The following is a 5,491-nucleotide window of genomic DNA, read 5'->3' on the forward strand; positions in this document are numbered from 1 at the left end:
ATGAGGATTCCACCCCTGCGGTCCGCCGTACAGATGGGATCTGATGTTAGCCTTGGTGGTTCGGTGACACCTGTCTGGTGTCCACTGAACCACTGAACGGACCACGCAATGATTGGTGATTCTCTCCCTTCCAGGGAGAAAATCCCGCCACACCCCTCCCCCTTCTGGGGGAGACCCATTCCGGTTGATCCTGCCGGAGGCCATTGCTATCGGAGTCCGATTTAGCCATGCTAGTCGCACGAGTTCACACTCGTGGCAGATAGCTCAGTAACACGTGGCCAACCTACCCTACAGAACTGAACAACCTCGGGAAACTGAGGCTAACTCAGTATACAACTCCCACGCTGGAATGCCGGGAGTCACAAACACTACGGTGCTGTAGGATGAGGCTGCGGCCGATTAGGTAGACGGTGGGGTAACGGCCCACCGTGCCCATAATCGGTACGGGTTGTGAGAGCAAGAGCCCGGAGACGGAATCTGAGACAAGATTCCGGGCCCTACGGGGCGCAGCAGGCGCGAAACCTTTACACTGCACGCCAGTGCGATAAGGGGACTCCGAGTGCGAGGGCATATCGTCCTCGCTTTTGTGTACCGTAGGGCGGTACACGAATAAGAGCTGGGCAAGACCGGTGCCAGCCGCCGCGGTAATACCGGCAGCTCAAGTGATGGCCAATCTTATTGGGCCTAAAGCGTCCGTAGCTGGCCTCGAAAGTCCGTCGGGAAATCCACTGGCTCAACCAGTGGGCGTCCGGCGGAAACTTCGAGGCTTGGGACCGGAAGGCTCGAGAGGTACGTCCGGGGTAGGAGTGAAATCCCGTAATCCCGAACGGACCACCGATGGCGAAAGCATCTCGAGAAGACGGATCCGACAGTGAGGGACGAAAGCTAGGGTCTCGAACCGGATTAGATACCCGGGTAGTCCTAGCCGTAAACGATGTTCGCTAGGTGTGGCACAGGCTACGCGCCTGTGCTGTGCCGTAGGGAAGCCGAGAAGCGAACCGCCTGGGAAGTACGTCTGCAAGGATGAAACTTAAAGGAATTGGCGGGGGAGCACTACAACCGGAGGAGCCTGCGGTTTAATTGGACTCAACGCCGGACATCTCACCAGCTCCGACTACAGTAATGACGGCCAGGTTGATGACCTCGTCACGAGCTGTAGAGAGGAGGTGCATGGCCGCCGTCAGCTCGTACCGTGAGGCGTCCTGTTAAGTCAGGCAACGAGCGAGACCCGCACTCCTAATTGCCAGCAGCAGTTTCGACTGGCTGGGTACATTAAGAGGACTGCCAGTGCCAAACTGGAGGAAGGAACGGGCAACGGTAGGTCAGTATGCCCCGAATGAGCTGGGCTACACGCGGGCTACAATGGTCAAGACAATGGGTCGCAACCTCGAAAGAGGGCGCTAATCTCCGAAACTTGATCGTAGTTCGGATTGTGGGCTGAAACTCGCCCACATGAAGCTGGATTCGGTAGTAATCGCATTTCACAAGAATGCGGTGAATACGTCCCTGCTCCTTGCACACACCGCCCGTCAAAGCACCCGAGTGAGGTCCGGATGAGGCTGTGTCACCACAGTCGAATCTGGGCTTCGCAAGGGGGCTTAAGTCGTAACAAGGTAGCCGTAGGGGAATCTGCGGCTGGATCACCTCCTACAGACCGGGACTAGGCCGTCGTGCCTAGCCCACTTTCACTCATCGCGCGGACCGTTCAGCACTCACCACACGCCAGACAGGCACCTAAGAACCACCAAGGCTAACACGGGCCCGTAGCTCAGCGGTAGAGCACCTCCTTTGCAAGGAGGACGCCCTGGGTTCAAATCCCAGCGGGTCCATCACCCACCCCACTCGAGACAGAACGAGTCCCTTAAGTGGGACAGTCAACTCGACTGGAGTGGACACGAACTGATGCACTATCCCGTGAAAACGCGGATAGGAAGGGTTCGACGGACGCTCCGGCAGCCACCGGACGTTCAATGACGACCATTGTACGCGCGCAATCCAGACGCCCACTGAACCCGTCCACCGAGGACGGACACATTGTGGACGTCTCAGATCACCAAATCATAACTGCAATTCAACTTGCAACCAACAGCAACAGAAACCATCGTCTGTGCGTGACCACCCGGTCGCACACAGACGAGTCGTAACCAGACGACACTCAAACTGGCTACTGTACTGGCTGGTGAATGGCTCGGCTCGAGAGCCGACGACGGACGTGCCAAGCTGCGAAAAGCCCGAGGGAGTCGCACGGAGACTAAGAACTCGGGATCTCCGAATGGGAATCCCCACCGCAATTGCTTCGCGCAATGGGGAACGCTCCGAATTGAAACATCTCAGTAGGAGCAGGAACAAAAAGCAACAGCGATGTCGTTACTAACCGCGAGTGAACGCGACACAGTCCAAACCGAATCCGTAAGGAAATGTGGTGTTCGGACTGGTCACAACGGATCTTCAACACTGGAGAAATCTCCTGGAACGGAGTGCGATACAGGGTGACAGCCCCGTATCTAGTAGCGAAGATCCCGGACCAACTCCAGAGTAGCGGGGATTGGATATTCCTCGTGACTACCGCAGGCATCAACTGCGAAGACTCAACACTCCTCGAGACCGATAGCGAACAAGTAGCGTGAGCGAACGCTGAAAAGCACCCCGAACAGGGCGGTGCAATAGGGCCTGAACTCAGTCAGTGATAGAACGACGAGGCATACAAGGTCCTCGAACAAACGACCGTGGGGCGACCCACCAGTAGGACTTCGAGGAAGCCGATGTCGCGTCGTGCGTTTTGAAAAACGACCCAGGGAGTGCATTATCGAGGCAAGCCTAACTGGATTATCCAGGCAGGCACAGGGAAACCGACATGGCCGCAGTCCTTCCGGACCAGGGCCGCCGTGTTCAAGCGCGGGGAGTCCCGATGATGCGACCCGAAACCGAGTGATCTACGCGCGAGCAAGGTGAAGCGTGGCGAAAGCTGCGTGGAGGCCTGAAGGGATGGTGTCCTACAATACCCTCCTCTGACTCGTGCGTAGGGGTGAAAGGCCCATCGAACTCGGCAACAGCTGGTTCCAGCCGAAACATGTCGAAGCATGACCTCGACTGAGGTAGTCTGCGAGGTAGAGCGACCGATTGGACGAACCGCCTCCGAGAGGAGTCGGCCGTCCTGTCAAACTCCGAACTTGCAGACGCCGTCGACGTCGGGAATCCGGTATGCGGGGTAAGCCTGTGTACCGTGAGGGAGACAACCCAGAGCCGGGTTAAGGTCCCCAAGTGTAGATTAAGTGCAACCGAAGGTGGTCTCGAGCCCTAAACAGCCGGGAGGTGAGCTTAGAAGCAGCTACCCTCTAAGAAAAGCGTAACAGCTTACCGGCCGAGGTTCGAGGCGCCCAAAATGATCGGGGCTCAAATCTACCACCGAGACCTGGCAGCGTCCGTGAAAGGACGACCTAGTAGGCTTGGCGTACTGTATGGGCGGAAGCACGGGCGAGAGCTCGCGTGGACCGTACAGTAACGAAAATCCTGGTCACAGTAGCAGCGAGAGTCGGGTGAGACCCCCGACGGCCAAATGAGCAAGGGTTCCTCGGCACTGCTAATCAGCCGAGGGTTAGTCGGTCCTAAGTCCCACCGTAACTCGACTGGGACAACCAGGGAAACTGGTTAATATTCCAGTACCACCGTGCATTCAGCCAACGCTTTTGGAAACAGCGAGCGAGGCCTTCGCCTCGTCGAATCGTGGAAAATCGTGGACGCCGTAACGGCAGGAAGCGATTGAATCACGAGACAGCGAAAGTCGCTGGTACCGAGAGCCCGTGAAAAGGCGCACGGCGACCGTACCGAGATCCGACACAGGTGCTCAGGCAGCGAAAGCCACGGCCCGTCGGGAGCAACCGGCGTTAGGGAATTCGGCAAGTTAGTCCCGTACCTTCGGAAGAAGGGATACCTGCTTTTGACCGAGCAGGTCGCAGTGACTCGGACGCTCCGACTGTGTAGTAACAACATAGGTGACCGCAAATCCGCAAGGACTCGTACGGTCACTGAATCCTGCCCAGTGCGGGTATCTGAACACCTCGTACAAGAGGACGAAGGACCCGTCAACGGCGGGGGTAACTATGACCCTCTTAAGGTAGCGTAGTACCTTGCCGCTTCAGTAGCGGCTTGCATGAATGGATCAACGAGAGCGTCACTGTCCCAACGCTGGGCCCGGTGAACTGTACGTTCCAGTGCGGAGTCTGGAGACCCCCAAGGGGAAGCGAAGACCCTATAGAGCTTTACTGCAGGCTGTCGCTGAGACGTGGTCGCTGATGTGCAGGATAGGTAGGAGCCATTACACAGGTACCCGCGCTAGCGGGCCACCGAGGCAACCGTGAAATACTACCCGTTAGTGACTGCGACTCTCACTCCTGGCGGAGGACACCGGTAGCCGGGCAGTTTGACTGGGGCGGTACGCGCTCGAAAAGATATCGAGCGCGCCCAAAGATTTCCTCACCCGGGTCGGAAACCCGGAGAAGAGCGCAAGAGCACACGGAAGTCTGACAGTGATCTTCCCAACGAGGATCGCTGACGCGAAAGCGTGGTCTAGCGAACCAACGAGGCTCCTGGATGGGGCCCGTTGATGACAGAAAAGCTACCTTAGGGATAACAGAGTCGTCACTCGCAAGAGCACATATCGACCGAGTGGCTTGCTACCTCGATGTCGGTTCCCTCCATCCTGCCTGTGCAGAAGCAGGCAAGGGTGAGGTTGTTCGCCTATTAAAGGAGGTCGTGAGCTGGGTTTAGACCGTCGTGAGACAGGTCGGCTGCTATCTATTGGGGGTGTTTTGGTACGTGCGAGGAACGGTCGTATAGTACGAGAGGAACTACGACTGGGTGCCGCTGGTGTATCGGTTGTCCGAAAGGGCAGATGCCGAGCAGCCACGCACCACGGGGTAAGAGCTGAACGCATCTAAGCTCGAAACCCACCTCAAAAAGACGTACCGTCGAGGACACTCGTAGAAGACGAGTTAAATAGACTCGGGGTGTACGCACCGAGGCAACGAGGTGTTAAGCCCGCGAGCACTAACAGTCCAAAGCCACACTCATACACGAGAATACAGTGTCGTCCAACTATCCTGCATAGGATAGTCGGTTACGAGTACTGATGGTCGTGTTTGGTGGATCGAGACTATCACACTACAGTCCACTCGATGGACGGGTTCAGGCGGAAACTGGATTGCGCGCGTTTCAATGGTTACCGTACGTCACGGAAGCCGGAACCGACGACGGTCACTCTCACGTTGAAAGACGGGGAGTGGGGGTTCGAGTCCCCCAGTCGGCGTTAAGGCGGCCAGAGCGGCAGGGTTCCACCCGTACCCATCCCGAACACGGAAGTTAAGCCTGCCAGCGTGTCAGCAAGTACTGGAGTGAGCGATCCTCTGGGAACACTGGCTCGCCGCCTCCCACTCATACCACACACTCGCGCCCGCGAGACACCGCGTCTCGTGGGCGCGCTTCATTTCGAACC

General features: G+C 57.3%; 1 tRNA gene and 3 rRNA genes. All 4 read left to right on the forward strand.

Going from position 1 to position 5,491, the window contains the following annotated elements:
• The first annotated feature begins 177 nt into the window (after nt 1-177).
• The 4 genes from NO360_RS18815 to rrf all read left to right on the forward strand — a co-directional run bounded on the left by NO360_RS18815 (nt 178) and on the right by rrf (nt 5,428).
• Nucleotides 178-1,649 (forward strand): 16S ribosomal RNA (locus NO360_RS18815).
• 108 nt (nt 1,650-1,757) lie between these two features.
• Nucleotides 1,758-1,829, forward strand: a tRNA-Ala gene (locus NO360_RS18820).
• Nucleotides 1,830-2,155: 326 nt separating this feature from the next.
• Nucleotides 2,156-5,069: ribosomal RNA gene (locus tag NO360_RS18825) — 23S ribosomal RNA — on the forward strand.
• Between the two features lie 237 nt (nt 5,070-5,306).
• Nucleotides 5,307-5,428: ribosomal RNA gene (rrf, locus tag NO360_RS18830) — 5S ribosomal RNA — on the forward strand.
• The 16S, 23S and 5S rRNA genes sit together here with 1 tRNA gene alongside, the layout of an rRNA operon.
• Nucleotides 5,429-5,491 lie beyond the last annotated feature (63 nt).

The sequence above is a fragment of the Halobellus litoreus genome, from assembly GCF_024464595.1.
Lineage (GTDB): Archaea > Halobacteriota > Halobacteria > Halobacteriales > Haloferacaceae > Haloquadratum > Haloquadratum litoreum.